Source organism: Leucobacter celer subsp. astrifaciens (genome assembly GCF_001273835.1).
In the GTDB taxonomy this organism is placed as follows: Bacteria; Actinomycetota; Actinomycetes; order Actinomycetales; family Microbacteriaceae; genus Leucobacter; species Leucobacter celer.
The window spans coordinates 50,714-76,082 of record NZ_JHEI01000134.1 but is presented as its reverse complement, the minus strand read 5'-3'; the positions used below and the strand labels follow the sequence as shown (position 1 = coordinate 76,082).

Here is a 25,369-nt window from a genome sequence, read left to right as displayed (position 1 = left end):
GCATACAGTGGGGCACATGGCTGCAGAAACCTTGGGCCCGGGTGCGCTGTGGGGCGTCGTCGCCGACCGAGCCGACACCCGCGTCACCGAGTGGATCGCCGCGCTGCGCGAACGACCGGATGCCGCCGAATCGGCGGGGCGGGATCTGCTCGGCAGGGGAGACCCGGAGACCTTCGAGTTCACCCGCCGCCTGCTCGAGCTGGTCGCCGGCACCGAGGACGCGGCCGCCTCGGCGGCGGGTCTGCACGAGATGGCGCAGGAGGTGCCGCGCTCGCTGTCGGCCAGGGACCGTCTCGCGGTGCGGGCGGGCGGGATCGCGTCGCTCGGACTGCCCTGGGCCGTGATGCCCGTTGCGCGGCGCTGGCTGCGCGATCGCGTGTCGAAGCTCGTGCTCGCCACGAAGCTGCCCGCCGGTGCCGCGTCGCCGGGACGTCTCAGCCGACTCACGGAGACGCTGCGGCGTCACGGCGAGGAGGGCTTCGTGCCCGTGACCGTGCCGCTGGGCGAGGACGTGCACGGACCCGCCGGTGTCGAGGCCGAGATCGTGCGGCTGGTGGCGCTCGCAGCCGTGCCGACGGTGACGCACCTAGTGGTCGACCCCGCGCGCCTCGCGCCCGGCGGCAGCGACTGGTCGGCCGAGGACGACGTCGCTCGCGCCGCGCAGGCGCTCCGCCCCGTGCTCGAGGCCGCCATCGAGCACGACACGACGGTGCACCTCGAGCCGCGCAGCGTGCGCTGGGCGCGACTCGTGCCCGATCTCGTCGTGCGGGCGCTCATCGATGCGACTCTCGACCGTGCGAGGATCGGCGTGCGGCTGATGGCCGAGCTGCCCGAGTCGCGGGAGCACTACGACCGTTTGAGCCGCTGGGCGCAGCGGCGCGTGGCCGATGGCGGAGCCCCCGCCGAGGTGGTGATCGGCGTCGCAGGTGCGGCCGGAGCCGAGCGCATCGTGTCGCTGCAGAGCGGACTGGCGGTGTCGGTGCTCGAGGACCGTCGCGAGGTGCTCGCGCAGCTGCTGCGCCTGATCGAGCTCGCCCTGCACCCGGGACGAGCCGCAGTGCTGCGCCCCGTCATCGCCTCCGAGGATCTGCTGGTGCTGGGAGGTGTCGCGGCGCTGGCCGAGCACCTCGACACGGCCGCGCTCTGCTCGGTGCAGCTGCGCACCGGAGTCGCGCCCGGTCTCGCCGAGACGATCTCGGGGCTCGTGTCCGAGGTGCGGATCGCGGTACCGGTGATCGCCCCGAAGGAGTTCGCGGGCGCCGTCGACCTGCTCGTCGGGCTGGTGGCCGAGGCTGCCGATCCGCAGTCGGCGATGTCTCGACTCGCGGCGCTGGTGCAGGATCCGGATCTCGAGGGTGCTCCTGAGCTGCAGGCCGAGCGAGAGGTCTTCCGAGCAGCGGTCGCGCTCGCCGCCGAGCCGGCCCCGGCCTCGCACCGCACGCAACGGCGGGCGAGGGAGTGGAACCCGAGCGAGCGGGACAGCGCGCTCTTCTACCGCGAGCCGGACGAGCCCGCGCGCCTCGAGACGGGCGGGCTCACCGCGGCCGTGCTGGGGCTCACACGGGGTGCGACGGGCGAGCTGACACTCGAGGAGTTCGTGCCGCCGCGCGCCATCCCGGTCGTGTCGCAGTCGGGTTTCGCGAACGAGCCCGAGACCGATGCCGGGGTCGCCGCCAATCGGGACTGGGCGAGAGAGCTGCTCGTCGGGGCCGCGGAGATCGTCGAGCAGCGGGACACCGCCAACGAGACCGTGGCGCTGTCGGCGGCCGACCTCGACCCCGAGCACGCCACCCGTGAGGCGCACGAGGCGGCGCTGCGGTGGGCCGACCTGCCGCACGCGGCGCGGGCCTCGCGGTTGCGCCGCGCCGCGCTCGGCGTCGTGGCCGCACGCGACCGCCTGCTGCAGGTGCTCGCAGCCGACACGGGCGCGCCGGTGGCCGAGCTCGACGCCGAGATCGACGACATCGTCGACGCAGCGCGCTACTGCGGGCAGCTCGCGGAGGGGCTCGCGGCCGTGCGCGGTGCGAGCTTCGTTCCTCAGGGCCTCGTGCTGGTGGCCGCCGACGGGAGCACCCCGCTCTCGGTGCAGGCGGAGGCGGTGCTCGCGGCGCTCGGAGCCGGCAGCGGGGTGCTGTGGTCGGTGCCGCAGCGGCTGCAGCGCTCGGCCGCCGCCCTGCTCGAGGAGTGGCAGGCGGGCGGGCTCGCGCTCGGCGCTGTGCGACTGGAGGCGGTGATCGTCGGCCGCACGCTTGCCGAACTCGCCGCCAGTCCCGAGATCGATCGGGCGGTGGTGCTCGGCGATCGCGCGGCCGCGCGCGAGCTGGCGAGGCGTCGTCCCGATCTGCGCGTCGAGGGGCGGTTCCACGCCCGCGGCGCGATCCTCGTCACCCCGGCGGCGGACCTCGATCGGGCCGTCACCGACATCGTCGCATCGGGATTCCGCGCCGCCGGATCCGATCCCCGTGCGGCGCACGCCGTGATCCTGCTGGGCAGCACCGCGCGATCACGGCGCTTCCGCGACGCGCTCGCCGACGCCGTGCGCGCGCTGCGCGTCGGCGACACGGCGCGACCCGGATCGGAGGATCCGCTCGGCTTCGACCTCGGCCCGCTGCCGGCCCCGCCCGACGAGGCCGGGCTGCGGGCGCTCACCCAGCTGGGGCGCGGTGAGGAGTGGCTGGTGGAGCCGCGACGGCTCGACGAGGAGGGGATGCTGTGGAGCCCCGGAGTGCGGCTCGGCGTCGGCGCCGCCTCGTCATTCTGGGACGATGCGCGGGGCGTCCCCGTGATCGGCGTCGCGCAGGCGCACACCCTCGGCGAGGCGCTCGCCATGCAGAACGCGGCGGGCAGTGGGGCGGTCGCGGGGCTGCAGTCGAACGACGCCGACGAGATCCTCGCGTGGCTCGACGGGATCGAGGCGGCCGCGGTGTCGCTGAACCGTCCCACGACCGCTGCTCGCATCGAGCGGCAGCCGAGCGGCGGCTGGAACGATGCCACGATGGGTCTGCCGGCGCTGAGCGGCGGGCCGAACCGGCTCGTGCCGCTCGGGTCGTGGCAACTCCGTTCCGGCACCCGCAGCGACACGCTGCATCTGCGCGGCCTCGACCCCGAGGTGCAGCTGCTCGTCGAGGCGGCGCGCCCGGTGCTCGACTACGAGGACTTCGACGAGGTGCGCCGCGCCGCACTCTCCGACGCGCTGGTCTGGCGCACCTCCTTCGGTGCGGCGCGCGACACGATCGGGCTCGGGATCGAGCGCAACGTGATCCGCTACCTGCCCGTCACCACGCAGCTGCGGCTCGCGCAGGGAGCGCGGGTCGTCGCGCTGGTTCGGGTGCTGGCGGCGGCGCTGCTCGTGCGCGCGCCCGTGTCGGTGTCGACGGGGGAGGTGCTGCCCGCAGAGTTGAGCGCCTTTCTCGAACAGCTCGGGATCGAGGTGTCGCTCGAGCGGGACGACGACTGGGTGCAGCGGCTCGCGGTGTCGGGGCCGGTGGGCGCCGACGGGATCGCGGCGGACCGGGTGCGGCTGATCGGCGGCGACGCGGTGCGCGCCGCCGAGTGGATGGGCGGGCTGGATCGCGCCGCGCTCTGGGCGGAACCGGTGACGATGGCGGGTCCGGTCGAGCTGCTCACGCTGCTGCGGGAGCAGTCGGTGTCGGCGCGGGCGCACCGCCACGGGCTCGCGGTGCCGGTGCCCGGCCTCGACGAGTTCGTCGAGTAGCGGCGGGCTGCCTCGCCGCTCGGGCCCGCCCGCCGGTTGAGCTTGTGCCCGCCGGTTGAGCTTGTCGAAACCAAGGTCCCGCACCGCACGCGGCGCCGAGAGTTGAGCTCGGCGTCAGCCGATCCTCAGCCGATCCTCATCGGCAGGTGCGGGATCCCGTCCTCGAGGAACTCGTCGCCGCAGGCGGCGAAGCCGAAACGCCCGTACCAGGACTCGAGGTGCGCCTGCGCGTGGATGAGGATCGGGTGCCCGTCGCACTGCGCGATGGCCGCCTCGAGCAGCGCGGCGGCGATGCCTTGACCGCGCCAGGCGGGAGCGGTGACGACGCGCCCGATGCTGCGCAGACCCGGCTCCTGGTGGCTCTCATCGAGGATCCGCACGGTCGCGGCGACCGTGCCGTCGGCGTCCTCTACCCAGAGCTGCACGGTGGTGTCCTCGAGGTCGCGGCCGTCGAGGTCGAGGTAGACGCAGTCCTGCTCCACGACGAAGACTTCCTGGCGCAGCTTGGCGATGCGATAGAAGGTGGGCGTGGGGATGCCGTCGATGCCCTGCGCGGTGCGCAGCGTGAGTTCGGAGGGGAGCTGAGCCATACTCCGATTCTTTCACGCGGACCGGCTACTGAATCAGCCGGCACCGCCTAGGGCACTTCGGGGCTCGAAACGGCGGGCGGGCAGACGCTCGGGTCGCGGGCAGGCTCCCGGCGCCGGATCGATTTCCGTTCCGCCGCGCGAGGCGGTAATGTGGTTTCTCGGTCGTGTTCGCATGACCAGCGGCGGGTTACCCGAGCGGCCAAAGGGGGCTGACTGTAAATCAGCTGGCACTGCCTACGGGGGTTCGAATCCCTCACCCGCCACAGAACGAGATCCCCCGACTCACCTGGCCAACACCAGGGAGTCGGGGGATTTCTCTGTTTCGGAATCGTCTTGTGGCAGACCTTGACAGCACGCCGCGACAGCACGGCCGCGCCGTAATCGCCTGCGCGAGGCGTCTCGAGAGGGCCTCGGGGCCTCCGTTCGGGGGCAGTGCGAGCACGCCGGCAGACCAGGGCGGTGAGGCGTGGCCGCCCGCTAGGGTGAAATCATGACCGTCGACAATCCGACCGCGCTGTTGTTCGCATCCATCACGCTGTGGGTATGCGGGTTCCTTCTCGGGATCCTGATTCTGTGGTGGATCATCCGCGGAGCCGTCCTGTCGGCGCTGAGGAAGCACGCCGACGAGCAAGCCGATCTCGGACGCCGCACGACCCCTTAGCGTTTCTCGACCGTCGTCCTGCGTTGCCACCCCATGACCGACGGTCGACGGACCGCTGAAGATCCGAAGCCGGAATCCGGTACGTCACTCGCACGCGACCGGGATCGGGATGCCGAGGGAGTCCGTCGTCGATGCGGTACAGACGCAGGGGGTCGCAACTCCGCGCCGGTCTGCAGCGGCCGCGGAGAGCCGTGATCCTCCGAGAAAGAATGCCTCGCTCATCAGGCATTCGCTTTCCTCTCGGAACTCGGTTATGGTGCAGTCATGGCACATGTAGCGATCGCTGCACGGCTTGACTCCCTTGCAGCGAAAGACCGCAGAACAGCCGACGCTCTCGAAGCGCTCGCGAACTCGACCGGTACCCGTGACGACGGCATGGAATCCCTCATCGAGCGGCACAGGCGACTCGCCGCCGACCTTGAAGTCGCCGCTGAAGCGACCCGTGAGGGCAGCAGATAGGCGATACGGGTGCAGACCTTCCGAGCTTCATGAAGTGATCGAGAGGAGTTGATATGTCCGGTAAGAACCACGGCCAGAAGTCCGCGAAGAAGCCCGCTGCGCAGACGCTGAAAGAGAAGCGCGCTGCGAAACGCAGCAGGCTCGAAGCAGAGAGCTCTCTGCTGAAGAAGCACTCGTGACGCGACCGAAGGCGGGGTGCGGTTTCCCGCGCCCCATCTCCGACCGCACGGCAGCCGACCCTCCGCGGTAGAGACCGCGGGACGAAGAACCCCCGCGCCCCCGCGATCGAGCGGGAGCGCGGGGGTTCACGCCGTTGCGCTGCGACTAGTTGTCGCGGAGCTCTTCCTTGGCCTCATTGCGGGCCTTGGTCGCGTCGCGCTCGGCCTCCGCCTTCTTCACTTCGGCCTCGGCCTTCAGCTCGTCGACCTTGTCCTTGGCCCGGTCCACACCGTCCTCGACGGTCCGGCCGACCTTCTTCGCCGCCGCCTCGGCGGTCTCCTTCGCATCTTCCAGGAAACCCATTGAGTACCTCCCCTGATCGAATGGACTAGCAGACTGACACGAACGAGACGGCTGGTCAACCTGTTTGATGGATCTCCTCAGTTGCGACTCAGTCGCCGTCGTAGTTCTCGACGGCTCGGCGGCGCGGGCGCGGCGCGGTGCCGGCCTTCAGGAACAGTCGCACGAGGCCGCGCTTCTTCTCGAAGTAGGCGTGCCGCTCGATCTCGCCCGCCGAGAACTGCGCCTCGAGTTCGCCGATCACCTCGGCCGCATGCGCGGCGTCGTACCGCGAGGCACTCGCCTCCAGGCCGCCATTCTCGCGAATCGCCATGGTCCTCCCTCCCGATGCAAGCACACACCGGACCACCGACACTCACTCGTCCGAGTCGAGCCGCTCCAAACCGCATTCATCGCATTTCCACCCGTCGCGGATGGGCCACATGAGCATGATCCTGCAGCTCGGGCATATCGGGAGTCCTCTGGAGGAAGCGCTCTCGATTTCCATCAGTCCAGTGTGCGCTTCGACTGAGCGCACGTCTACCGATAAGCGGAGGACTGTGCACAACCTGCAATCGGAGCGGGATCCCCTGCCGGCCGATTTCACAGATCCCCCTATCCCGGCTGATCCGCCCGAGGGGTCGCGTCGCTCCTCCATACCGGCCCGCCGCCGCCGCGCCAACGGCCTCACACTCTGCGGCTGACCCGCGTAGCGTGAAGCCATCGAATCGAGGAGCGCGAGGAGGGGCAGTCATGTCCGATCGTGAGAAGAATGAACCGCACGAGGCGACCGAGACCGAGGCCGGCAACGGCGAGGGCACGGTGTCTGCGCTGCCCGAGGGCGAGACGCAGGATCGTCCCGTGCTCGACGGCTCCACCGACCATCTCGGCCACGACGGCAAGCAGCAGAATCCCCGATACGGAATGTCGGACCCGGGCCTGATCAGGCACCCGGAAACGGGCGAGAAGACGCCGATCCCGGACGAGGAGGCATGAGGATCCCGCTCGCTGCAACGGGGCCTCACCGCCGGCACGCGGCGTGCGATCGGTCTGCACGCGACGGAAGCGAGCGATGACGAGACCTGCGTCGCAGTGATTCGCGAAGCGCAGCGCTTAGCCGCGCGCAGCGGTCGGCGGCGGGATCTGGACGAGCGGTAGCAGGTCTCGGCCGAGCGGTTGTAGGGGGCTATCGGGTCCGGGCGATCCGGAGCTGGGCCATCCTTTCCGGGGCGCCCAGCCGGGTCGGTCGCGGCCTACGCGGGAGAGAAGCGGTTGCGCAGCTCTGCCGCGCGGCGAATGTCGCCCTCGATCGAAGCGGTCTGCTCGGAATTGAGCGAGCCCGACTTCTTCGTCTCGTCGAGTTGCTCGAGGCCGGACTGCACTTCGTTGTCGAGTCCGTCGAGCACGAGCTGCTGAATGCTCTTGGGAAGTCGCTGAAAGCTCGAAGTATCCATGCTGAAAACGCTACACCCGACCCGGTGGTGTTGCCCACCCGGCATGCTGACGCGGCCCGCACGGACCGTCCCGATACACTCGGTGGCATGAATGACCTCGTCGTCTCGCTGCCCACCGATCCCGGCTTGCGCGAAGCGCTCGGGGAGGTCGAGGGCGTCGAATTCGTCACGTGGGATCTCGACACCGCGGCCCCGCGCGAACGCTTCGACATCGTGGTGCCGCCCTACTGGGGAGGCAACCGGAAGCTCGCACGGCTCGCGGGCGTCGAGACGGCTCTCGTGCAGTGGCAGTCGATCGGATACAACGGCGTGACGAAGCATCTGCCCGAGGGAGTGCCGTTCGCCAATGCGGCGACCGTGCACGAGACCTCGACCGCCGAACTCGCCCTCGCGCTCGCCCTCGCGGCTCAGCGGGGCATCCCCGGGTTCGTGCGCGACGGCGAGGCCCACCGCTGGCAGACGCAGTCGTTCCCGAGCCTCGCCGACCGGCGGGTGCTGCTGGTCGGATACGGCGGGGTGTCGCAGGCGATCGAGGCCCGGCTCGCGGGCTTCGAAACCCGGATCACGCGGCTGGCGCGCTCGGCTCGCGAGGAGCGGAACCCGGCGGGGGATCGGGTCTCGGTGCACGGCTTCGAGGATCTGCACGCCTGCCTCTCGGAGGCCGAGATCGTGATTCTCGCGGTGCCGCTCACCGACGAGACGAAGGGGCTCATCGATGCCGACGCGCTCGCCGCGATGCCCGACGGGGCTCTGCTGGTGAACGTGGCCCGCGGCCCGGTCGTCGACACCGATGCGCTGGTCGCCGAGCTGCAGGCGGGTCGCCTGCGTGCCGCCCTCGACGTCACCGATCCCGAGCCGCTGCCCGTCGACCACCCGCTCTGGGACTGCCAGAACGCCCTCATCACCCCGCACGTCGGCGGCGATTCGAGCGCCATGCTGCCGCGCATGGTCGCGCTGATCCTGCGCCAGATCGCGCACCTCCGGGCGGGTGAAGCGCCCGAGAACCTCGTGCTCGGAGCCTGAGCACGATCCGCAGACGCCGCTGAGAAGTCGTCTGCGCGGCTGAAGCCGCCGAGGCAGCCGAGGCTGCGGCGGTGCCTCGGCGCCGCCGCGCCTGCGGGCGCCCGCCTCGCGTAGCCGGCGAGCGGCGTGCCGGGGAGGGCCGTGCCGGGGAGAACCGTGCCGGGGAGGGCCGTGCCGGAAAGAGCCGCGCCGGGGAGAGCGAGGACGGAGAGAGTGACGCCCCGGCGTGAGGATTCTCTACGTCGCGTGGAGCCAAATCATAACGTTCGCATAACTTTTGGCGATCAAATGGGTGCAATACCGGTCGCGCAGGCGATCCGGAATCCGACTCCCCGACGTCAGGAGCACCCCCGTGACCACCAGCAGCCTCGTCCTCATCGCCGTCGATATCATCGCCGCGTTGATCCTCGCCCTCGGCCTCTACTACCCGCGCCACCGTCGCCGGGACCTCGTGGTCGCCTTCCTCGGAGTCAACGTGGGTGTGCTCGCGGTCACCTCGGTGCTCGGCGGGGCCGAGATCGCTGCGGGCCTCGGCCTCGGGCTGTTCGGGGTACTGTCGATCATCCGCCTGCGCTCCTCCGAGATCTCGCAGCGCGAGGTGGCGTACTACTTCTCGGCGCTCGCCATGGGGCTCATCGGAGGCCTCTCCTCGTCGACGGTGCTCGTCCCGTCGCTGCTCATCGTTCTCATCCTGGCCGTCATGTGGGTGGCGGATCACCCGGCGCTGCTCGCGCGCAGCCGGCATCAGGTGGTGCGGCTCGACCGTGCCATCACCGACGAGACCGAGCTGCGCGCCGAGCTCGCCCGCCGGCTCGGCGCCACGGTCACCGCGGTGACGGTGCAACAGCTCGACCTCGTGAACGATTCCACGCTGGTCGACGTGCGGTACCGACTCGACCCGGCCTGGACGCGCGCCGACGACGCCCGGGCCGAGCACCGCGCCCGCCTCGCATCGCCCCGGCGGGCGGGCGGCACGAGCCGGGATGCGGGCGGCGCGGATGCCTCGGGCGGCGCGGGCACCTCCGGCGGCGCGGGATCGCGGCCGCGCGGCACGCGATCCTCACGCGCTGAGCTCAATGCCGCCCTCGCCGGGGGTGCACGATGAGCCCCCGCGCGGCCGGCCTCCCGGAGGCCATCGCCGCGGCGCTGCCCCCGGCCGCCGCGGCTCTGCCCTCGGACGCCGCTGCGCGGCCGGCGCAGGATATGGGATCTGCCGAAGATCGATTCGAGCCGAAACTCCATATGGCCTGCAGATCCCATATCTTCTGCAGGACTCGCCGCCTCGAACCCGGCCCCGAGCCCGGCCCCGAGCTCGGTCTCGAGCCCGCCCGCGACCCCGTCGCCCGCGACCGGCGCACCGACCGGCGCCGAGCCCCTGCAGCTCGAGCGGTTCGCGCCGGTCTCGCTCGACGAGATCGTGTCGGAGGCCGCGCTGCTGACCCGGGTCGACCGCAAGTACCTCCTGCCGCGGGAAGCAGCGGCGGCGATCCTCGCGCGCGCCGACCCGGCCACGCGGGTGCTCGAGATCGCGGGGCAGCGGGAGTTCGCCTACGACTCCGTCTACTTCGACACCCCCGACCATCTGAGCTACCGTCTCACCGCGCAGCGCCGGCGTCGGCGCTTCAAGCTGCGCACCCGCAGCTATCTCGACACGGGCACGGCGTACCTCGAGCTGAAGACGAAGAGCGGTCGCGGCAGCACGGTCAAGGATCGCATGGGCTACGACCCCGCGGACCGGGCCCGGCTCACGACGGAGGGCCGCGCCTACCTGAGCGGACTGCTCGAGGGCCACGGCCACGATCCGGTCCTCGTCGAGCGGCTGCGCCCATCGCTCGTGAGCCGCTACCACCGGGCCACCCTGCTGCTGCCCGACGGCAGCCGGGCGACCGTCGACACGCAACTGAGCTGGGGCGACGGCGGGGATCGTGCGATCGCGCTGCCGCACCACGTGATCCTCGAGTCGAAGTCGCTCGGACCGCCGAGCGGGCTCGATCGCGCGCTGTGGCGCGCGGGTCACCGGCCCAGCGGCATCAGCAAGTTCGGCACCGGCACCGCCGCGCTGCACCCCGAACTGCCCGGCAACAAGTGGGCGCGCACCCTGCGCGGCCCGTTCGCGCGCCCCGCGCACACCCCGAAGGAGTCATCATGAAACGCCCTGTCCTCATCACCTCGCTCGCCCTCGCCGGCGCACTGCTCGTCGGCTGCACGGCGGTCGCCGAGACCTCGGCGGGCGGCGATTCCGGGGCCGCGTCGGCGCAGCTCTCCGCGGTGAGCACCGCATTCACCGGTGACCTCAGCCCCGATGAGGTGCTCGCGGCCAACGCCGACTACACGACGGTGAACACCGACGAGTGGTCCGAGACCGAGGCCGTCGACATCGCGCTCTCGGGATCCTCGGCGACGGTTTCGGGATCCGGATCCTCCGGATCCTCTGCCGTGACCGTCGACGGATCCACCGTCACGATCGCCGAGGCCGGCGTCTACCGGCTGAGCGGCGAGCTCGAGGGGCAGGTCGTCGTCGCGGCTCCGGACGATGCGCTCGTCGTGCTGATCCTCGATGGCGCCGACATCTCCAGCTCGACGGGAGCGGCCATCGAGGTGCAGAGCGCCGACGATGCGGCGATCCACCTCGCCGACGGCAGCGAGAACACCGTCTCCGACGCCGCCTCGTACGCCGATGACGCCGAGGCGAACGCCGCGATCTACGCTGCGACCGATCTCACGATCAGCGGCTCGGGATCCCTCGTCGTGCAGGGCAACGGCAACGACGGCATCACCAGCAAGGACGACCTCGTGATCCTCTCCGGAGACATCACGGTCTCGGCCGCAGATGACGCGCTGCGCGGCAAGGACTCGCTCGTGGTCGAGGGAGGCGAGCTCTCCCTCACCGCGACCGGGGGCGACGGCATGAAGAGCGATCAGGAGGATGACGAGACGAAGGGCTACATCCTGGTGAGCGGCGGCACGATCGACATCACCGCCGGTGATGACGGCCTGCAGGCGCAGACCGACACGGTGGTCACCGGCGGCACGATCGTCGCAGCAGTCGCCGACGACGGGGTGAAGGCCGAGGTCGTCGTCTCCGTGGGCGGCGGCGAGATCACGGTGAGCGAGTCGTACGAGGGCATGGAGGCGGCGAACATCGCGATCTTCGCCGGCACCGTCGACCTGACCGCATCGGATGACGGCATCAATGCGTCGGGGCTGAACGACGGGACGCAGAACCGCGAGGCCGACACCGGTGAGCGCCTGGAGATCTCCGGTGGCACGATCACCGTGAACGCCGGATTCGACGGCCTCGACTCCAACGGCACGATCGCGGTCTCGGGCGGCGAGATCACCATCACGAGCGCGGACAACGGCGGCGACGGCCCGATGGACGCGAACGGGGAGATCACCGTGACGGGCGGCACGATCACCGCGAACGGTTCGGAGTACGATCCCGCGACCGCCGCTCAGGGACCCGGCGGGGCTGGAGGCCCCGGGGGCGCCGGGGGCGCCGGCGGCCCCGGTGGCGCGCCCGGCGGAACGGGCCCCGCGGGTGAGATGCCGGGCGGTCAAGCGCCCGGTGCTGCCGGAGGAGGGGCGATCGGCGCTGAGAGCCCCGACGCTTCTTCCGCCACAGGTTCCTGAACCCCGCGGCAGTCCTCGCGCGGCGCACCCGCACCAGCGAGAGTAGGGTTTCTCGGCTGTTCTCGCGAAAACGGCCGGGAAGCTCTACTCTCAAGGGGGCTCGGGGGTCTCGGACTCGCGGTGTCCCGATGGCCGCACCGGTAGACTGGGCGGGTATGCGCGCGGGATCCCGATCCCGAATCCGATCGGGATCCCGATCCGCGCCTCGTTCCCAAGATCCCCGCTTGCCCCTTGGAGTGAAACAGAACTATGGCTGAGCAGTCCCGCCTCGACAAGGTCATCGCCCTCGCCCGCCACCGCGGCTTCGTCTACCAGGCGGGTGAGATCTACGGCGGATCGCGCTCGGCCTGGGATTACGGCCCCCTCGGCACCGCGCTGAAGGAGAACATCAAGCGCCAGTGGTGGAAGGCGATGGTGCAGAAGCGCGACGACGTCGTCGGCATCGACTCGAGCGTGATCCTGCCGAAGCAGGTGTGGGAGGCCTCCGGCCACGTCGAGGTCTTCAGCGACCCGCTCGTCGAGTGCCTGCAGTGCCACCGGCGCTACCGCGAGGACCACCTCATCGAGGAGTTCGAGGAGAAGAAGGGCCGCGAACCGAAGGACGGCCTCGCCGAGATCGTCTGTGCGAATTGCGGCACCCGCGGCCAGTGGACCGAGCCGCGCGCCTTCTCGGGCCTGCTCAAGACCTTCCTCGGCCCCGTCGACGACGAGGCCGGGATGCACTACCTGCGTCCCGAGACCGCGCAGGGCATCTTCGTGAACTTCGCGAACGTGCTGCAGTCCGCCCGCGTGAAGCCGCCGTTCGGCATCGGCCAGATCGGCAAGAGCTTCCGCAACGAGATCACCCCCGGCAACTTCATCTTCCGCACCCGCGAGTTCGAGCAGATGGAGATGGAGTTCTTCGTCGAGCCCGGTACCGACGAGGAGTGGCAGGAGTACTGGATGAACGAGCGCATGGCGTGGTACGTCGGCCTCGGCATCGATCCCGAGAACCTGCGCTTCTACGAGCACCCGCAGGAGAAGCTGTCGCACTACTCCAAGCGCACGGCCGATATCGAGTACCGTTTCGGCTTCACCGGCAGCGAGTGGGGCGAGCTCGAGGGCATCGCCAACCGCACCGACTTCGACCTCTCGACGCACTCGAAGCACTCGGGCAAGGATCTCAGTTTCTTCGACCAGGCGAAGAACGAGCGCTACACGCCGTACGTGATCGAGCCCGCGGCCGGCCTCACGCGCTCGCTCATGGCGTTCCTCGTCGACGCGTACCGCGAGGAGGAGGTGCCGAACGCGAAGGGCGGCACCGACAAGCGCACGATGCTCGCACTCGATCCTCGTCTCGCCCCCGTCAAGGCCGCGGTGCTGCCGCTCAGCCGCAATGAGAAGCTCTCGCCGATGGCGCGCGAGATCGCGCAGGAGCTGCGCGACGACTGGAACGTCGACTTCGACGACTCGGGCGCGATCGGCCGCCGCTACCGCCGGCAGGACGAGATCGGCACCCCGTTCTGCGTCACCGTCGACTTCGACTCGCTCGATGACAACGCGGTGACGGTGCGCGAGCGCGACACCATGCAGCAGGAGCGCGTGCCGCGGGCCGAGCTCCACGCCTATCTCGCCTCGCGCCTCCGGGGCGCATAGGGGTCGCTCCTCACCACTGAATTGTCAGAGGCATAGGGCAGGATCTTCACATGGGGATCCTGCCCTATGCCGTATGCACGCGAAAGACGCGGAAGGACCGAGATGACCAGCGTTGGACCTGAGCAGCCTCACCAGGCGGTGCCGCCGTCCGCAGCGCCCGTCCAGCAGCCCGCGCCGCCCGCGGCTCCTCAGCAGTGGGCCTGGGCGCAGCCCCAGCAGGTTATGCAGACGGTCGAGACCGAGCCGCTCGAGTATCATCGCCTGCTCCGCGGAGCGGCCGGGTACCGGTGGTGGAAGCCGCTGCTCCTGCTGCTGCTGTCGGGTGTGTTCTTCGGGATCATGGCCGTCGCGCTGAGTCTCGCGTTCGTGCCGGTGCTCATGTTCGCCGACCCCGAATACGCGATGGACGTCACCACGGGGGCAGCGGAGGTGCTCGACACCCAGCGGCCGATCTCGGTGCTGCTGAGCCTGCTGTCGATCGTCATCATGATCCCCGCCGTGATCCTCGCGATGCTGGTCATGGGCATGCGGCCCGTGGGGCGGGTCTGGTCGGTCGCGACGCGGATCCGCTGGGGGCTGCTCGCGCGGCTGAGCGGCGTCGCGGTGCTGGCCGTGGTCGTGATGAACGTGGTCGGGATCGGCGTGGAGATCGCGCTGGACCCGGGATCGCTGACGGAGCCGCTGCCGGAGGGAAGCCGCGACTTCGACGTGAACGCGGCGCTGCTCTCGCTGCTGTTCGTGCTGCTGCTGGTGCCGCTGCAGGCGACGGCGGAGGAGGTCGTGTTCCGCGGCCTCTTCATGCAGGTGATCGGATCGTGGCTCAAGAATCCGTGGTTCGCGATCCTGATCCCCTCCGTCGGGTTCGCGCTCGCGCACATCTACAACATCTGGGGGCTCATCGCCGTCGGCCTGCTGGGTGCGGTCGCCGCGTGGCTGACCTGGCGCACGGGCGGCCTCGAAGCAGCGATCGCGATCCACATCGTCAACAACCTCATCGTCTTCACCATCATGGCGTCGGGTGCCTTCGGGGAGACTGCGCAAACGGCGGACGGCGGCGGAATCGGCGGAGTCATCGGCGAGATCGCGGGACTCGCGCTGTTCGTGTGGCTGACGCTGCGCGTCTTCAGGCGCGGCGGACACGGGCGGGAGCGCATCGACCTCATCCAGGTGCCCGTTCCCCCGCAGTCTCCGGCAGTGCAGTTCGCGGGAGGCCAGTACCACGAGGTGCCGACGGGCGCGGCGCCCGGGCCCGAGATGCCGGTGTCTCATGAGCCGGCTGCGGCGGCTCCGCTCGCGGACGCGCCGATTCCCGATGCCGCTGCGACTGAGGTGCCGGTGTCTGAAGTGCCGCCGGTATCCGAGGCGCCGGTATCCGAGGCGCCCGACTCCGATGCCGCGGCTCAGCCGGGCGAAGGAGAAGGGCCGCGACATGGTTGACGTCTACGTGCTCGGAGACGGGCTGCCCGAGCTGGCGGCGGCGCTCGAATTCGCCGAGGTGGGACTCTCGGTGCGCGTGGGGGTGCTGGATCGCGAGGGACGGGACGAGGCCTGGAACGCTCTCGACGATCGAGGTGCGCACGACCCGGAAGGGGCGCTGCGCGGTCTGCTCGATCATGTCGCCGCACCGCTGACGGACGGGGAGCGGCCCACCGAGGCGGTGCAGCCCGTCTCCGAGCCGCCCATGCCGGTGCTGCTGCGCGGAGCGAAGGGCGACTGGGCGCCGCAGCCGACGCCCGCGGTGTTCGGCATCCCCGCGGTCCCGGTCTCCTCCCACGCGCTCGCGCTGCTCGGCGGAAGCGCTGCGGTACGCGCCTATCTCGATCGGATCACCCCCGTGCTCACCATCGGCAAGACCCATGCGCTGGGTCCGCTGGTGCGCTCCCGCCTCGGCCGTGCTGTGCTGGCGCGCCTCGTGGAACCGCTCGTGCGCGAGCGCTTCGGGGTCTCCGCCGACGAAGTGGACGTGGCGATCGCGACTCCGGGCCTCAACGAGGCGCTCACCCTGGCCGGATCCCTCTCGGGAGCGGTGCTCGCCTACTCCGAGCGGGATGTTGCACGTGAAACCCGCGTCGCTCCGCGCGGTGGATGGTCGGCGCTGCGCGACGCACTGCTGAAGCGGCTGGCGCTGTACGGCGTCGAGTTCGGCGAGATCCCGGTGACAGCGGCGCGCCGGGGCGGAGCGGCTGCCGACGATTGGGTGCTCGAGGAAGGCGACGGCGAGGTCTCGGCCCGTGCGCTCGTGCTGGGCGTCGAGGGGTCCGAGACGGTCGCGATCGTGTCCGAATCCGTCGATGCGCTGACCGAGCTGGTCCCAGAGCGGTGGCGGATCGAGGGCGGCGCGACGGTCGAGGATCCGGGCGTTCCGACCGGGCATGAGGGCTTCCCCGCCGTGCAGACGGTGTCCCTGCCGGATGGCGAGCAGTGGTCGGTGCGCATCGAGAGCGTCGGAGAGGCCCACCTGGCGCGTGTCTCGGGGCCGGTGATTCTCGAGGAGAGCGGGGACGGGATCACAGCGGCCGCCGCCCGGGCTCGTGCGCTTGAGGCGATCCGGGCAGCCGGCCTGGGGCCGCGCTCCGCGGGGGAGCCCACTGCAGCGGTGCGAGTGGCGCCGTATGCGTCGACCGAGCAGCGCGACGCGGCCGAGGAGCGGCTGAACCGCGTTCGCGCAGAGGCGCCGGACCTGCTGCCGGTGGGCACGGCTCTGCACGGGGGCGCTCTCTCGTCCGCGGTCGCGGACGCCCGGCTGGCCGCGGTGCTGTTGCGGCGCAGGCTTACCGGAATCTCCGAATAATCGCAACGGGTCCCTATATAACCGTCGGGGTATGCAATCGCGGAGTCGGGCGGAGTAGGCTAGCGGAAGACCACGAGACGCCATCGGCGGGAGGCAATGATGAAGGGCAAGATCGCATTCGTTCTCGGCGCGGCGGTCGGGTACGTGCTGGGTACCCGGGCTGGTCGTGAGCGCTACGAGCAGATCAAGCGCGGAGCTCAGAAGGTGTGGAGCACCGAACCCGTGCAGAAGGGCGTCGGTGTCGTGCGCGACGCAGCGCAGAGCCGCGTCGACGAGGTCAAGGCTGTGGTGGTGCGAGCGGGCAAGGGCGCTGTCGCCGCCTTCCTGAACGACTCGAGCAACGGCGCCCCACGGCAGACCGCTACGGGTCATCGCCCCGCCGAATCGGGCAGCACCCCGAAGACGGCCGGTGTCGAGACCGCGGACGGAGCCGCGGAGGACGCCTCCTCGCGGAACGGGGACGGTGCCTCATGAGCCGCAAGAAGGACCAGGCCGGCACCTTCGAACTGCTGTCGCGTCTGCCGCAGCAGATCGTCACGCTCGCCAAGCTCGAGTACGACAACGCGAAGCGCGAGATCATCGCGAAGGCGAAGAACGCGGGCATCGGCGCCGGGGCCATCGTCATCGCCCTCTTCTTCGTCTTCTTCATGCTCGAGGCCCTCGTGATCGCGGCCATCGCCGCGCTCGCGCTGGTGTGGCCGTGGTGGCTCGCCGCCCTGGTTGTCGCCGCCGGGCTGCTGCTGCTCGCAGCCGCGGCGATCCTCGCGGGGATCGCCTTGATCAAGCGCGGCAACCCCGTGCCGGAGGAGACCCTCGACCGGGTGGGCGGAGACATCGCCGCGATGGGCGAGGTGCGTGTGAACGCCGAGCCCTCGGCGCCGCGAGGAACGCAGATGCCGCGGGTCGGCGAGGAGGGGAACTGGCGATGACCGCACACGAGAAGCAGCAGGGCGTGGCCGATGCCGCCGTGGCCCGAGCCGAGCTGTACGACACCCTGTCGCAGTTGAAGGACCGGCTCAACTATGCTCAGCGCGTCGACGACGCCGTCGACGAGGCGAAGCTGCGCATCGCCGAGCAGAAGCGCCGCAACCCGCTCGGCTTCGCGGCCGGGGTCGCCGGCGCGGCGGCGGTCGCGGGCCTCGTCGTATGGGGCGTCGCGAGCGCAGTCGCGAAGCGTCTACGCTAGCGGGTGGGAAGGTCTGATCCGTAGGTCACATTTCGGTTGCGTTCACGTGCGCGATAGCGCTCGTTTTGCTTCCGGCGTGCCGCGGGGTCAGAATGGGACCAGCGGAAAACCGTGAACGGCCATACCGTGGGTCCACGAATGACTGATCGTATGGCCTTTTGTATTGGTGTCGAGTGAGTGGGGTGTATGTCGACTGAGGCGAAACCGCTCAGTGGCCTGCGTGTCCTGGTGCCCAGGGGCGGAACCTGGGGAGACCTGGTCTCGAAGGCATTGCGTGAGCAGGGGGCCCATACGGTCATCGCTCCGCTTGTGGACTTCGCGCACACGAGCGAGGAGGACAAGCTCGTCGAGGCACTGCGGGAGCTCGAGGCGGGCCGCTTCGACTGGATGACGGCGACCAGTTCGACCGTCGCCGACGTGCTCGCCCATCACAACGCCGTGATCCCGCCCGAGACCAAGGTGGCGGTCGTCGGAGAGGCGACCGCAGTGGCGTTCCGGGATGCCGGATACCACATCACTCGCACGCCCGACCGGGAGAACAGCACGCATGCGCTCCTCGAGGAGTGGTCCGAGATCGACACGGGCGAGAAGCTGCGGGTGCTCACGCTGCGTTCCGACGTCGCGATCCCGGTGCTCACCCAGGGGCTCATGAGCCGCGGTCACGATGTGACGCAGGTGCTCGCCTTCCGCACGGTGGGCGTGCCCGCCTCGGTGCACATCCGCGAGGACATCGAATCGGGCCGCATCAACGCCCTGCTGGTGGCTTCGGCCAAGATCGCCGAGCAGGTCGCGGCCCAGTTCCCCGAACTGTCGGAGAACACCATCGTCGCCTGCGCCGGGGTCAACACGCTCGAGGCCGCTGCGGCGCTCGGCCTGCCGACCGAGGCCGACGATCCCGCGCATCCGCTGTACGCCTCGAAGCGCGCGCTCATCGAGACCGTCGAATCGGTCATCGATCAGAGCGACATGCTCGACTGACGAGTTCCGTCCGAGGGTTCCGCGCTCGCGGGATCAACCAGGGCGACCCCGCGAGCGGAGGCTCGGATCAGTCGCGCACGAGCACGAGGTCCTCGAGGGCGAGACGCGTGCGAGGAGCCGCCTCGCGCTCGCGCAGGGGGTCGGGGAGCTGCTCCAGGTCTCCCAGAGCGCCGATCGCGGTGACGGAGACCGGGCGCAGCCGATCGTCCAGATCGAAGGCGGTTCGGATCGCCTCGCGATCGAAGCCGCCCATCTGGTGGGTGTAGAAGCCCTCAGCGTGCGCCTGCACGCTGAGGTGGGCGACGGCCTGTCCCAGGTCGTACTCGGCCCAGGGACGGGGATTGCCCTCGGCGTCCTCGACCTCGGCGACGTTGACGATGAGGGCCGCGGCCCGTCCCGCCCACTGCTGGTTGAAGCCCATCAGCGCGTCCTCGATGCGCGCGAAGCTCTCGCTGCCGCGACGGGCCACGATGAAACGCCAGGGCTGCGAATTGTTGGCGCTCGGCGCCCAGCGAGCCGCCTCGAGCACCCCGCGCAGGGCACCCTCGGGGAAGGCGTGCTCGGCGTCGAAGGAGCGCGGGCTCCAGCGCTCGGCGAGCGTGTCAAGAACGGGGACGCTGGTCTGTGCGGTGCGCGGGGTCACGGTACTCCTCGGGGTCGTCTGCTGGGATGTTCCGCAGACTTGCAACGCACGTGTTGCGCACGCTATTCCTGGGAGACGGGGTCGAGCGGTGCGACCGCGGCTGCTACCCGAGCAGCCAGGCGACGACCGCGATGACCGGCAGCGAGGCGAATGTGGTCAGAAAGACGGTGTCGCGCACCATGGTCTCGGAGCGGCGGTACGTGGCCGCGTAGTTGTAGACGTTCTGCGCGGTGGGCAGCGCCGCGATGGTGGTGGCGACGAAGGTCTCGTGCGGGCCGAAGCCGAACGCCGTGGCGAGCGCCCAGGCCACGAGGGGCATGATCAGCACCTTCAGTGCGGTGGCCGCGAACACCGCGGCCCGCCCGGTACCGGGCTGCAGCGCGCGCTGGCCGCGCAGCGACATTCCGAAGCTCAGCAGCACCATCGGGATCGCCGCCGCTCCCAGCATGTCGATCGGGCCCATCAGCAGCTGCGGCATCGGCAGGCCGATGAGCGCGACGATCAGGCCGAGCACCGACGCGATGATGATCGGGTTCGAGGCTGCGCGCCCGAGCGCCACGACCGCCCCGCGCTGGTTGCCGCGCGTCGACTCGAGGATCGCCAGGATCCCGGGTGAGAAGATCACCAGCTGCACGAGCAGCAGCGGGGCCACATAGGCGGCATCGCCGAGGATGTAGACCGCCACGGGCAGACCGAGATTGTTCGAGTTGACGTACCCCGAGCAGGTGGCGCCCAGCGTGGTGCCGGCCAGATCCCGGGCGAACCACAGGCGCGACGCGACCACGAACACCGTCGCCACGATGATCGCGGCCGCGCTCGTCACCAGGATGACGGGGGAGAGGATCACACTCGGGTCGCTCTGCCGCAGCACCGAGAACAGCAGGGCCGGCGTCGCAACGAAGAAGGCGACGTTGTTGAGCACACGGCGCTGCTCGCCCTCGACCACGCGGAAGAGCGCTGCGAGGTAGCCCGCACCGATGATCCCGAGGATGAGCGCGAAGCCCTGCAGTACGCCGAGCATCAGCGGGGACCGGGGGTGCCGGATGCTGCGGCGTGCGTCATGGATCCTCCTCGGAGTGCTCCCACCAGCGTAGCGCCGTGCCGCGCTGCATCGCCCGCGTCACCCGAGTGCCGCCGCGGCCTCCTCGACCACGACCGCCGAGAGCGCGTCGAGTGCGGGGGAGCGCAGGTTCCAGCGCTGCCAGTAGAGCGGCAGCTCGATGACGGCACCCGGTGAGAGCTCGACCAGGCGCCCGTCCGAGAGCTCGTCTGCGCACTGCAGCGCCGGAAGCATGCCCCAGCCCATGCCGAGCTCGACCGCGAGTGCGAACTCCGACGACGACGGCACGTAGTGGCGCGGCGGGGTGATGTCGGCGCGGCTGACGCGCCGCAGGAAGCGCTGCTGGAAGATGTCCTGCCGATCGAACTCGATCATCGGAGCCCCGCGCAGCGCTTCCGCGCTCAGGCCGTCGGCGAAGTGGTGCGCCGCGAACCCCGGGCTCGCCACCGCGCGGTAGCGGTCGACGCCCAGCCGCGTGGCGGTGCAACCGGGAACCGGTTCGCGCGTCGCTGTGACCGCGGCCATCGCCGCGCCGCGCCGCAGGTGGTCGGTCGAGAGCGTCTCGTCCGCGCGGATCACCTCGAAGCGGGCGCCGGTCTCGCGCGCCGCGCGGGCGAGAGCGGGCACGAACCAGGTAGCCAGCGAGTCCGCGTTGACCACGATCGGGATCAGCGATCCACCCGCCGGCCCCTGGCCGAGCTCGGCCGCGACGTCTCCGGCGATCCGCTCGACCTGCCGCGCCGCGCGCAGCACCGCCGTGCCGGCCTCCGTCACCTCCACCGGCCGGCTGCGGCGCAACAGCACCGCCCCGATGCGCTGCTCCATGGCGCGCACGCGCTGACTCACGGCGGACGGCGTGATGTGCAGCCGCCGCGCGGCTCCCTCGAAGCTGCCCTCCTTCACGATCGTGGCGAAGGTGGCGAGATGCTCGACCGGCAGATCCATGCGCAGCCTCCTCAGCGGTTCTGGTCGTCCGATGGCCTGTCCGCCGATACCTCGGCTCTCACCGTTGTCTCGGATCGGGATCGATGATTCGAGCCGAAATACCGGTGGTAGCCGAAATGCGGGACGTGAACGGGACTGGGCGCGTGGGATCCTGCTCGCCCACTTATGAAGCAATTCTTATGTTAGTTCAGAATCTATAGGCATGCTGAAGTAGAGATGCGAGGCGCGCAGCCCGTAACGTCATCTGCGTGATCATTCCTCTTCTCGTCGGAGCCGGCAGCGGACTCTCGCTCATCGTGGCCATCGGTGCGCAGAACGCGTTCGTGCTGCGCCAGGGGATCCGCCGCGAGCATGTGCTGCCCGTGGTGCTGATCTGCGGGCTCACCGACGCGCTGCTCGAGGTGCTGGGCGTCGCCGGCATCGGCTTCGTGGTGCAGCGCGCGCCGATCCTGCTCGAGATCGTGCGCTGGGGCGGCGTTGCGTTCCTCCTCTGGTACGCCTGGGCCGCGGCGCGGCGGGCGATGAAACCCGAGGTGCTCGTGGCGGACGAGGGATCCGAGGGATCCCTCAAGCGCACGATCCTCGCCTGCCTCGCCATCACCTATCTCAACCCGCACGTCTATCTCGACACGATGGTGCTCATGGGATCGATCGGCAATGCGCAGGGCGATCCGGCCCGCTGGTGGTTCGTGGCGGGCGGGGCGATCGCGAGCATCGCCTGGTTCTTCCTGCTCGGCTACGGCGCGCGGGCGCTGACGCGCTTCTTCGCGACGCCGCGCTCGTGGCAGGTGCTCGACTGGGTCGTGGCGGGCGTGATGCTCGTGATCGCGGCGCGCCTGGTCTTCGGCGGCGTCGGGGTGTAGCGGCCGTCGTCCTGCCGCCCCTGGGCGGGTTCGTGCGCTCCCGTCATCCTGCGTGCGCGAAATGCTGGGGCAGAACGCGCCAGCGTTCTGCGCATTTCGCGGTGGCGCTACTGCGCCAGCGCATCGCAGGACCCACCCGCCGGTTGAGCGAGCGCAGCGAGTCGAAACCACCCCGCTCTCCGTGGTCGCCGCTCAGCTCTCCAGCCGTACGACGAGGTTGCCGACCTTGCGGCCGCTGTCCACGAAGCGATGCGCCTCGGGGATCGAGCCGAGCCCGTCGAGCGTGCGCACGAGCGGATCGAATCGCCCCTGCGCGACGAGGTCGAGCAGCAGGGCGAAGTCCTCCGGGCGCTCCGGGGCCACGCCCGCGTGGACGCGACCCCGTGCGCGCAGCGTGTCGCCGAGGCCGGCCACCGCGAGCACCAGCGCGCCGTCCGGGCCCAGCAGGCGCGGTCCGTCGGCGCGGGTGATGTTGCCGACGGCATCGAAGACCACGTCGTAGTCGCCGCGCAGTTCCGCGACCGGCGCCGTGGTGTAGTCGATGACGTGCGTTGCGCCGAGTTCCGAGACGAGCCGGCGGTTGCGGCCGCTCGTCACGGCGGTGACCTCGGCTCCCAGCACGCGCGCCAGCTGTACGGCGGCACTGCCGACCGAACCCGAGGCTCCGTTGACGAGCACCCGCTGGCCGGGCTGTACGGCGGCTCGATCACGCAGGAAGTGGAGCGCGGTGGTGCCGCCGAAGAGCGCCCCGGCGGCCTCTGCGTGCGAGACCTCCGCCGGCTTCGGCACGAGCCTGGTCGCTGCGACCGCGAGGTACTCCGCGTGCGCGCCCATGCGGGCGCCCGTCATGCCGGCGACGGCGTCGCCCGGCGCGAGGGCATCGACCCCGGGGCCGACTCGCTCGACGACGCCCGAGCAGACCACGCCGAGCACCGGGCGGCGGGGGCCGCGCATGCCGATGCCCAGCCGTGCGAGCAGGCCGAAGCCCGGTGGGAAACGTCCGGCCCGGATGCGTGCGTCGCCGGCGGTCACCGGGGTCGCGGCGACCCGCAGCAGCACCTCGCCGGCCCGCGGTTCGGGGGTGGGGATCTCCGCGATGCGGATCGTCTCGGGCGGCCCGTACGGCCCGGCGAGTGCTGCCTGCATGACATCTCCTTACGGATGTAAGTCTGTAGGATTCACGATAGCCTTACATCTGTAAGTGCACAAGCACCGGTGCATGAACGATTCGGAACGGAGGCGGCGTGGGCGCTCGTGAACCCCTGAGCCCGGAGAGGATCATCTCGGCTGCGGCAGGCGTTGCCGACCGCGGCGGGCTGACCGCGGTGAGCATGCGGAACGTGGGCCGCGAACTCTCGGTGGAGGCGATGTCGCTCTACCATCACGTCGCGGGCAAGGAAGCGCTGCTCGACGGTCTCGCCGACTGGGTGTTCGCGCAGATCCGCCTCCCGCGTGCGGCGGACTCGTGGCGCGAGGGCATGCTGCGGCGGGCTCGATCTGCGCGAGAGGTGCTGGCGGCCCACCCCTGGGCGCTCGGGCTCATCGAGTCGCGCAGCGCGCCCGGCCCCGCGCTGCTGAAGCATCACGACGCTGTGATCGGCTGTCTGCACCGCGGCGGCTTCCCGCTGCTGCTCGCCTCGCAGGCCTTCTCGGTGATCGACGCGTACGTCTACGGCTTCGTGCTCACCGAGCAGACCCTGCCGTTCGATCCGGCGGTCGCCGAGAACGCGGGTGATTTCGCGCGGCAGGTCGCGCCTGCGCTCGCGGAGTATCCGCATCTCGCCGCGCTGGTCGGCGAGCTCACGACCGACCGGGACTACGTCTTCGCCGACGAGTTCGAAGTGGGGCTCGGCATGATCCTCGACCAGCTCGAGCACCGCCTCGCATCGGTCTGAGCGAGCGCTCCGCGCGCAGGATGGCCGGCTTCGCCGAGCGGATCAGCCCGCGATCGCGGAGAGGAGCGCATCGACGTCGTCGGGCGTCGTGTCGAAGGCGCACATGAGGCGCACGAGCGAGTCGTCGCCCGGCCAATCGTAGAAGTGGAAGCGCTGGTGCGCCCGGGCCTTCGCCGCGGGTGGCAGCTCGGCGAAGACCGCGTTCGACTGCGTCGGATGGGGCAGAACGATATCCGCGCCGTCGGCGATGAGCGCCTCGAGCCCCGCGCGCAGGCGCGCAGCCATGGCGTTGGCGTGGCCGGCTGAGCGCAGCCAGAGATCCCCCTCGTAGAGCGAGAGCAGCTGCGCCGAGATGAAGCGCATCTTCGAGCCCAGCTGCATGTCGAGCTTGCGCAGGTACGGGAGTCCCGTCGCGGCCGCCGGGTTCAGCACGACGACCGCTTCGGCCCCGAGCAGGCCGTTCTTGGTGCCGCCGAGGCTGAGCACATCGACGCCGGCCTCGCTCGTGATCTCGGCGAGCGAGCAGCCGAGGTGCGCGGCGGCGTTGCCGAGACGCGAGCCGTCCATGTGCAGCACCATGCCGCGCTCGTGCGCGTGATCCGCGAGCGCCCGCACCTCCGCCGCCGTGTAGCAGGTGCCGAGCTCGGTGCTCTGCGAGATCGAGACGGCGAGGGGCTGCGCGCGGTGCTCGTCGCCCCAGCCCCAGGCCTCGCGATCCACGAGTTCGGGAGTGAGTTTGCCGTGCTCGGCGGGCACCGCCAGCAGTTTGAGGGCGGCGACCCGCTCGGGCGCCCCGCCCTCGTCGACGTTGATGTGCGCGGTCTGCGCGCAGATCACCGCACCCCAGCGCGGCAGCGAGGCCTGCAGCGAGAGCACGTTGGCGCCGGTCCCGTTGAAGACCGGGAACGCCTCGGCCTGCTCGCCGAAGAGATTCCTGACGATCGCGCCGAAGCGCGCCGTCCAGGGATCGGAGCCGTAGGCCGGCGCGTGGCCGGTGTTCGCCGTCGCGATGGCCTCGAGCACCTCGGGGTGCACACCCGCGTAGTTGTCCGATGCGAAGGAGATGGGGAGGTCGTGCGGTGTTTCGTTGCTCACTCGTCCAGCCTATGCCGCTGTAGCGCCTGCGATCCGCGCCCAGCCCGATCCTCGTGCCCATATCTTCGCGCGCCAGTAGTTGCTACCTCGCGAGAGGTTTGGCGACAACTACTGACGCGCGAAGGCGTCTCTCTCCCGACGAAACCGATCCGATCGTTCGGAGCGAGTACCCCGGCGTCGTGCGCGGGGCTTGCGGTGTCGGCCGGGCATCGCGTGGAAGCATCCACCGATCGGTGGATGCGGAA

At 70.5% G+C, this 25,369-nt stretch carries 26 protein-coding genes and 1 tRNA gene; 18 read left to right on the top strand and 9 right to left on the bottom strand.

Annotated elements, in window-relative coordinates; translation table 11 throughout:
- Positions 1–16 precede the first annotated feature (16 nt).
- The gene (locus AMS65_RS04400; RefSeq protein ID WP_083451480.1) at positions 17–3,715 is read left to right on the top strand and encodes an aldehyde dehydrogenase family protein; all 3,699 of its coding nucleotides are present in this window, start codon (positions 17–19) and stop codon (positions 3,713–3,715) included.
- Positions 3,716–3,840: 125 nt separating this feature from the next.
- Here the strand turns inward: AMS65_RS04400 and AMS65_RS04395 are convergent, their stop codons facing one another.
- Complete coding sequence (locus tag AMS65_RS04395; RefSeq protein ID WP_053382963.1) at positions 3,841–4,305, bottom strand: GNAT family N-acetyltransferase; 465 nt, start codon at positions 4,303–4,305, stop codon at positions 3,841–3,843.
- Positions 4,306–4,486: 181 nt separating this feature from the next.
- On the opposite strand from AMS65_RS04395, the gene AMS65_RS04390 reads away from it, so the two are divergent.
- From AMS65_RS04390 to AMS65_RS20460, 3 genes are all read left to right on the top strand, one after another.
- A tRNA-Tyr gene (locus AMS65_RS04390) sits at positions 4,487–4,568 on the top strand.
- A gap of 227 nt (positions 4,569–4,795) precedes the next feature.
- On the top strand, positions 4,796–4,966 hold the full coding sequence (locus tag AMS65_RS19330; RefSeq protein WP_157502077.1) for a hypothetical protein: 171 nt from the start codon (positions 4,796–4,798) through the stop codon (positions 4,964–4,966).
- 512 nt (positions 4,967–5,478) lie between these two features.
- Positions 5,479–5,604, top strand: coding sequence for a hypothetical protein (locus AMS65_RS20460; RefSeq protein WP_277620056.1), 126 nt, complete (start codon positions 5,479–5,481; stop codon positions 5,602–5,604).
- A gap of 145 nt (positions 5,605–5,749) precedes the next feature.
- Here the strand turns inward: AMS65_RS20460 and AMS65_RS04385 are convergent, their stop codons facing one another.
- Together AMS65_RS04385 and AMS65_RS04380 are read right to left on the bottom strand one after the other, a co-directional pair.
- Entirely contained in the window at positions 5,750–5,947 is a 198-nt protein-coding gene (locus tag AMS65_RS04385) for a hypothetical protein (RefSeq protein ID WP_053382962.1), read from the bottom strand.
- 88 nt (positions 5,948–6,035) lie between these two features.
- Positions 6,036–6,257: a hypothetical protein gene (locus tag AMS65_RS04380; RefSeq protein ID WP_053382961.1), complete on the bottom strand. Its 222-nt coding sequence runs from the start codon at positions 6,255–6,257 to the stop codon at positions 6,036–6,038.
- A 419-nt stretch (positions 6,258–6,676) separates the two neighbouring features.
- Here AMS65_RS04380 and AMS65_RS04375 point away from each other — a divergent pair, with 419 nt between their 5' ends.
- Entirely contained in the window at positions 6,677–6,919 is a 243-nt protein-coding gene (locus AMS65_RS04375; RefSeq protein WP_053382960.1) for a hypothetical protein, read from the top strand.
- Between the two features lie 257 nt (positions 6,920–7,176).
- On the opposite strand, the gene AMS65_RS04370 is transcribed toward AMS65_RS04375, so the two are convergent.
- Entirely contained in the window at positions 7,177–7,377 is a 201-nt protein-coding gene (locus AMS65_RS04370) for a hypothetical protein (RefSeq protein WP_053382959.1), read from the bottom strand.
- An 87-nt stretch (positions 7,378–7,464) separates the two neighbouring features.
- Here AMS65_RS04370 and AMS65_RS04365 point away from each other — a divergent pair, with 87 nt between their 5' ends.
- The 11 genes from AMS65_RS04365 to AMS65_RS04315 all read left to right on the top strand — a co-directional run bounded on the left by AMS65_RS04365 (position 7,465) and on the right by AMS65_RS04315 (position 18,623).
- Entirely contained in the window at positions 7,465–8,400 is a 936-nt protein-coding gene (locus AMS65_RS04365; protein ID WP_053382958.1) for a 2-hydroxyacid dehydrogenase, read from the top strand.
- Positions 8,401–8,752: 352 nt separating this feature from the next.
- On the top strand, positions 8,753–9,505 hold the full coding sequence (locus tag AMS65_RS04360; protein ID WP_083451479.1) for a DUF4956 domain-containing protein: 753 nt from the start codon (positions 8,753–8,755) through the stop codon (positions 9,503–9,505).
- Positions 9,506–9,817: 312 nt separating this feature from the next.
- Positions 9,818–10,549 carry a polyphosphate polymerase domain-containing protein gene (locus AMS65_RS04355; RefSeq protein ID WP_241489335.1) on the top strand — a complete coding sequence of 244 codons (732 nt, stop codon included), beginning with the start codon at positions 9,818–9,820 and terminating at the stop codon, positions 10,547–10,549.
- The gene (locus tag AMS65_RS04350; protein ID WP_053382956.1) at positions 10,546–12,033 is read left to right on the top strand and encodes a carbohydrate-binding domain-containing protein; all 1,488 of its coding nucleotides are present in this window, start codon (positions 10,546–10,548) and stop codon (positions 12,031–12,033) included. The genes AMS65_RS04355 and AMS65_RS04350 overlap by 4 nt, the downstream gene beginning before the upstream one ends.
- A gap of 249 nt (positions 12,034–12,282) precedes the next feature.
- A complete protein-coding gene (locus AMS65_RS04345; RefSeq protein ID WP_053382955.1) occupies positions 12,283–13,668 on the top strand; it encodes a glycine--tRNA ligase in 1,386 nt (461 codons plus the stop codon).
- Positions 13,669–13,770: 102 nt separating this feature from the next.
- A complete protein-coding gene (locus AMS65_RS04340) occupies positions 13,771–15,105 on the top strand; it encodes a CPBP family intramembrane glutamic endopeptidase (protein WP_083451478.1) in 1,335 nt (444 codons plus the stop codon).
- Entirely contained in the window at positions 15,098–16,459 is a 1,362-nt protein-coding gene (locus AMS65_RS04335) for a hypothetical protein (protein WP_157502075.1), read from the top strand. The genes AMS65_RS04340 and AMS65_RS04335 overlap by 8 nt, the downstream gene beginning before the upstream one ends.
- 99 nt (positions 16,460–16,558) lie before the next feature.
- The gene (locus tag AMS65_RS04330) at positions 16,559–16,933 is read left to right on the top strand and encodes a hypothetical protein (RefSeq protein WP_053383328.1); all 375 of its coding nucleotides are present in this window, start codon (positions 16,559–16,561) and stop codon (positions 16,931–16,933) included.
- Entirely contained in the window at positions 16,930–17,388 is a 459-nt protein-coding gene (locus AMS65_RS04325; protein WP_053382953.1) for a phage holin family protein, read from the top strand. The genes AMS65_RS04330 and AMS65_RS04325 overlap by 4 nt, the downstream gene beginning before the upstream one ends.
- Complete coding sequence (locus AMS65_RS04320; protein ID WP_053382952.1) at positions 17,385–17,645, top strand: DUF3618 domain-containing protein; 261 nt, start codon at positions 17,385–17,387, stop codon at positions 17,643–17,645. The genes AMS65_RS04325 and AMS65_RS04320 overlap by 4 nt, the downstream gene beginning before the upstream one ends.
- 228 nt (positions 17,646–17,873) lie before the next feature.
- A complete protein-coding gene (locus AMS65_RS04315; protein WP_241489334.1) occupies positions 17,874–18,623 on the top strand; it encodes a uroporphyrinogen-III synthase in 750 nt (249 codons plus the stop codon).
- A gap of 67 nt (positions 18,624–18,690) precedes the next feature.
- Here the strand turns inward: AMS65_RS04315 and AMS65_RS04310 are convergent, their stop codons facing one another.
- The 3 genes from AMS65_RS04310 to AMS65_RS04300 form a co-directional block, all read right to left on the bottom strand.
- Positions 18,691–19,266: a nitroreductase family protein gene (locus AMS65_RS04310; protein WP_083451477.1), complete on the bottom strand. Its 576-nt coding sequence runs from the start codon at positions 19,264–19,266 to the stop codon at positions 18,691–18,693.
- Positions 19,267–19,369: 103 nt separating this feature from the next.
- Positions 19,370–20,287: an AEC family transporter gene (locus AMS65_RS04305; RefSeq protein ID WP_053382949.1), complete on the bottom strand. Its 918-nt coding sequence runs from the start codon at positions 20,285–20,287 to the stop codon at positions 19,370–19,372.
- Between the two features lie 99 nt (positions 20,288–20,386).
- On the bottom strand, positions 20,387–21,271 hold the full coding sequence (locus AMS65_RS04300; RefSeq protein ID WP_053382948.1) for a LysR family transcriptional regulator ArgP: 885 nt from the start codon (positions 21,269–21,271) through the stop codon (positions 20,387–20,389).
- A 248-nt stretch (positions 21,272–21,519) separates the two neighbouring features.
- Here AMS65_RS04300 and AMS65_RS04295 point away from each other — a divergent pair, with 248 nt between their 5' ends.
- The gene (locus AMS65_RS04295) at positions 21,520–22,134 is read left to right on the top strand and encodes a LysE/ArgO family amino acid transporter (RefSeq protein ID WP_053382947.1); all 615 of its coding nucleotides are present in this window, start codon (positions 21,520–21,522) and stop codon (positions 22,132–22,134) included.
- A gap of 192 nt (positions 22,135–22,326) precedes the next feature.
- On the opposite strand, the gene AMS65_RS04290 is transcribed toward AMS65_RS04295, so the two are convergent.
- Positions 22,327–23,280: an NAD(P)-dependent alcohol dehydrogenase gene (locus AMS65_RS04290; RefSeq protein ID WP_053382946.1), complete on the bottom strand. Its 954-nt coding sequence runs from the start codon at positions 23,278–23,280 to the stop codon at positions 22,327–22,329.
- 98 nt (positions 23,281–23,378) lie between these two features.
- Here AMS65_RS04290 and AMS65_RS04285 point away from each other — a divergent pair, with 98 nt between their 5' ends.
- Positions 23,379–24,029, top strand: coding sequence for a TetR/AcrR family transcriptional regulator (locus tag AMS65_RS04285; RefSeq protein WP_053382945.1), 651 nt, complete (start codon positions 23,379–23,381; stop codon positions 24,027–24,029).
- Between the two features lie 42 nt (positions 24,030–24,071).
- On the opposite strand, the gene AMS65_RS04280 is transcribed toward AMS65_RS04285, so the two are convergent.
- Complete coding sequence (locus tag AMS65_RS04280) at positions 24,072–25,124, bottom strand: threonine aldolase family protein (RefSeq protein WP_053382944.1); 1,053 nt, start codon at positions 25,122–25,124, stop codon at positions 24,072–24,074.
- Positions 25,125–25,369: the final 245 nt, after the last annotated feature.